The 4,252-nt window shown below is 71.3% G+C and carries 3 protein-coding genes; 1 reads left to right on the top strand and 2 read right to left on the bottom strand.

The annotated features are described in order from the left end of the window. The coding region (locus JF886_RS12410; RefSeq protein WP_337312914.1) for a DNA polymerase III subunit alpha at positions 1-3,064 on the top strand (3,064 nt) is incomplete at its 5' end. A 5-nt stretch (positions 3,065-3,069) separates the two neighbouring features. Here the strand turns inward: JF886_RS12410 and JF886_RS12405 are convergent. Further along, a complete protein-coding gene (locus JF886_RS12405) occupies positions 3,070-3,807 on the bottom strand; it encodes a hypothetical protein (protein ID WP_337312912.1) in 738 nt (245 codons plus the stop codon). Further along, positions 3,804-4,252 (bottom strand): CPBP family intramembrane glutamic endopeptidase (locus tag JF886_RS12400; RefSeq protein WP_337312911.1); only part of this gene is annotated, 449 nt, incomplete at its 5' end. The genes JF886_RS12405 and JF886_RS12400, both read right to left, overlap by 4 nt.

Below are 4,252 nucleotides of genomic sequence, written 5' to 3'. Positions count from 1 at the left end.
GCCGCCCCCGGAACGGCCCGCTTCGCTCCGGCCCACCGCCGGCCCCTTCCCGCAGGGCTGGCCGGGACTGCCCTCGACCACCACGCTGGCTGACGGCGAGCCGGCGACCGTCGACCCCGCCGACCTCGACGGCTGCACCGTGCTCGCCGGCGGTCCCGAGAGCGTCATCACCACCGCCCTGGTGCGTGGCGACCTGCGTGGCGCCACCCGACGCGCCGAGCAGCTGCGCGACTGCTTCGGGCGCGACCGCGTCGCTCTTCTGCTCAGCCATCACCGCCATCCCGGTGATTCCTGGCTGGCCGCGCAGACGGCCCTGCTCGCCCGCCGCACCGGCGTCCCCCTGGTGGCCAGCGGCCTCCCTGTTCATGCCAACCATGGCGACAAGCCGCTGCTCGACGTGCTCACCGCGATCCGCCACCGCACCACGCTGGACGCCGCTGCCGCGCACGGCCTGCTCCTGCCCAACGCCGAGCACCGCCTGCGCAGTGAGGTGGAGCTGCGCAGCCTTCTCGCCGACCACCCCGAGGCGTTCGACCTCGCCGCCCACCTCGCCTCGCAGTGCGACGTCGAGCTCGACTTCACCGAGTCGCGCTTCCCGGGCTTTCCTGTCCCGGACGGGGAAACCCCCTTCTCCGTTCTCTATCGCCTCTGCCAGGAATCGGTGCAGCGCAAGTACCGACCGATGACCCGTGCGGTGGCGGCGCGGCTGCAGCGCGAGCTCGAGGTGATCGAGAAGACCAAGCTCGCGGAGTTCTTCCTGATCACCTGGGACATCATGCGTTTCGCACGCGAGCAGCACATCCCGGGACAGGGGAGGGGGAGTGCCGCCGACAGCATCGTCGCCTACCTGCTCGACATCACCCGCGTCGACCCGGTGGCGCACGATCTTCTCTTTGAGCGCTTCCTCCACGAGGACCACCAGGGCACGCCGGACATCGACATCGACTTCTCCACCGACCATCGCGAGCAGGTGCTGCAGTACGTCTACGAGAAGTACGGCGCCGATCGCACCGGCATGGTCGCCAACGTGGTCACCTACCGGCCGCGCATGGCGATGCGCCAGGTAGGCGCGGCGATGGGCTTTCCCGAGATGCTCATCGACAAGCTCGCCAAGTCCGTCGACGGCTGGTACATGGTCGATGTCGCCGCGGCACTGGAGACCGCAGGTGTCGATAGCAGCGACCCGCACGCCTCCCTGCCGTGGGGGCAGTTCATCAATGTCCTGCAACAGATCGAGGGCACGCCGCGCCACCTCGGCATTCATGTCGGCGGCATGCTGGTCACCGGTGAGCCGCTCGTCGACGTGGCCCCGGTGGAGCGCGCCACCATGCCCGGGCGCGTGGTCGTGCAGTTCAACAAGGACGACGTCGAGGACCTCGGGCTCATCAAGATGGACCTGCTCGGCCTGCGCACCCTGTCGGCGATCGCTGAGTGCCTCGACCACATCGAGGAGCGCACCGGGCAGCGTCCTGACCTCGACGCGCTGCCGCTCGATGACCCGGCGGTGTATGCGTCGATCCAGAAGGTGGACACCATCGGCCTCTTCCAGATCGAGTCGCGCGCCCAGCAGCAGTCGCTGTGGCAGTCCCAACCACGCGAGTTCAACGACCTCATCGTGCAGGTGGCGATCATCCGTCCCGGCCCCATCCAGGGCGACGCCGTCAACCCCTACCTGCGCCGTCGCCAGGGGCTGGAGCCGGTCACCTACCTGCATCCCTCGTTGGAGCCAATCCTGGCAGAAACGATGGGAGTGGTGCTCTACCAGGAGCAGATCCTGCGCATCGTCATGGAGGTGGCCGGCTACACCGCGGGCCAGGCGGACCGGTTCCGGCGGGCCATGAACCGGCACCGCTCGCGCATCGAGATGGAGGAGCTGCGCGACGAGTTCGTGAGCAAGTGCGGGTCGGTCAGCGGCATGCCCGTCGCGGTGGCCGAACAGATCTTCAAGGGCGTCGCCGGCTTCGCCCAGTTCGGCTTCTGCAAGAGCCACGCGGCCGCCTTTGCGCGCACCGCGTACGAGACCGCGTGGCTGCGCCTGCACCATCCCGCGGAGTACGTGTGCGCACTGCTCAACGCCCAGCCGATGGGCTTCTATCACCCCTCGGTCCTCGTCGAGGATGCCAAGCGCCACGGGGTGCAATTCCTTGCCGTCGACGTCGCCCGCAGCCGCGCCCGCTGCACCATGGAGGACGGTGCGGTGCGGCTGGGCTTCAACTACATGAAAGCGCTCGGGCCGGCGGCGCGCATCGCCTGCGAGGCGGCGGCGCTCGCCGGGGCCACGTCGCTGCGCGACTTCTGGCGGCACACCCTGCTGCCGCGGCGGGCGATGGAGAACTTGGTGCTGGCCGGCGCCTTCGACGCCGTGCAGCCGGGGCGGCACCGCCGCGAGCTGCTCTGGGAGCTGAAGCAGGTGGAGGAGAGCCTGCCCCCACGCACCGCCGCCCGCCGCGCCGCTGATGTCCCCGCCACCCCCTCAGCGCGGCGTCCGCCGCGCGGCCGGGGCGCGCTCGCCGGCAGCCGGCTCGGCGATGACACCCCGGCTGTGCGCCGGCTCGAGGCCGATCCGCTGCCACCGCTGCTCGAGCTACCGGTCACGCCCCCGGCGCTGCCGGAGATGGACGAGCGCACCCGCGTCCTCACCGAGTACGCGCTCAGCGAAGTGAGCACGGGCCGTCACCTGCTCTCCTTCATCCGCGCTCAGCTCGCCGCGCTGAACTGCCGCCCATTGGCCACCATCCGCGACGTGGCCGACGGCACAAGGGTGCGGGTGGCCGGGTTGGTGATCGCCCGCCAGGCGCCCGCCTCGGCGAGCGGCTTCCGCTTCTTCACGCTTGCCGATGAGGACGCCCACCTCGACCTCATCTTCCGGCCGGCGGTGGTCACCCGCACGCGCCGGGTGGCCAACCACAACCCGCTGCTGATGGTGGAGGGATGCCTGCAGAACGAGCGCGGCCGGGTCAACCTGGTGGTGGAGACGGTGACCGCGCTCGACGGCGACGGCGTGCCGCTGGACCCGGACGCGGCAACGACAGTGGCCGCCCCTCCCTCACACGACTTCCGCTGAGCCGGTCAGCGCCGCCGCCTGCCCCTGCGGCCGCGGTGCCTGCTTATCCGCACGGCGACGATCAGGATGACGAACACCAGGACGGCGATGACCGCGAGGATGAGGACGATCACCAGGATCGTCGGGCTGCCCCCGCTGGGTGGTGCGGCCCCGCCCGTCGCGGGCGTCTGCCCCTGGGCCACCAGCGCGAAGAGGCCGAGCGTCGGCGTGTTCGCCTGGTACGTGGTGCCGCACCCACTCTGGACCGTTTTCGCCACCGGCGTCCAGCGGGTGCCGTCGAAGTGCTCGATGGCGATCTGCGGGCCGCCGGTGCTGGTCGCCCCCAAAACTATGGCGGCGAGCTTGCCCGCGGCCAGCTGCACGGACTGGCCGCTGGAGCGCGCCTCGAAGTCGTAGACGTTGCCGTCGACGGTGCCGTCGGGGGGCTTGACCGCGGGCGATTGCACCGGGGCGATCGACACCGTCACTGTCGAGTTGCCCGTCGCCGGCGCCAGCGCTAACGCGGTGACGATGAGCTGTGCCTGCGGGGTGTTGGGGTCGTCGGCCAGCTCGAACGTCTGCGCCAGTTCGGCGGCGGTGAACGTCTCGGACACCGACTTGGGCCCTGGGCTCGCGCCGAGCGAGAGGTAGTGGGGCGGCAGGCAGATGCCGTCGTACAGCGGCGGCCCACCGCCGCTGCCGCGCACCACTGCCAGCGCCAGGAGTGCGAGCGCGGCGCCGGTGAGCCCGGCACGCCGGCTCATCCCACCCACCCCGTGGCGACGTCGGCGAGCACGTGCGCGATGAGCGGCGCGGTGACGGTGCCGGCGCCGACGCGCAGGCAGCCGAGGAAGACGCCGACGCAGAGGTCGATGGGCAACGCCGCGGCTCCATACAACGGCAGGTGGATGGCGGCGAAGAGCAGGGCGGTCACCGCGATGGCTACCGCGTCGCTGGACCGGACCCTCACCGCGTCGAAGAGCACCCCGCGAAAGACCAGCTCCTCCGCTGCCGCGACCACCGTCACCAGTGGCACCCACCACGCCAGCGTGGCCTGCTGCGCTCTGGCGCCGAGAGTGACAGCGGGCACGCCGACAAGCGAGATCGCCACCAGCGCCGCCGCGCCGGCGACGCCGAGCGGCACGCCGGTCCAGGGAAAGCGTGCCGGCCTGGCCCCACCGAGCACCGCGGCGGCCAGCAGCGCCGCGC

The organism is Candidatus Aeolococcus gillhamiae (genome assembly GCF_016464765.1).
GTDB classification, from domain to species: domain Bacteria; phylum Chloroflexota; class Dormibacteria; order Aeolococcales; family Aeolococcaceae; genus Aeolococcus; species Aeolococcus gillhamiae.
Note: the sequence above shows the minus strand (reverse complement) of the source record. Positions and strands in the feature narration are given on the sequence as shown.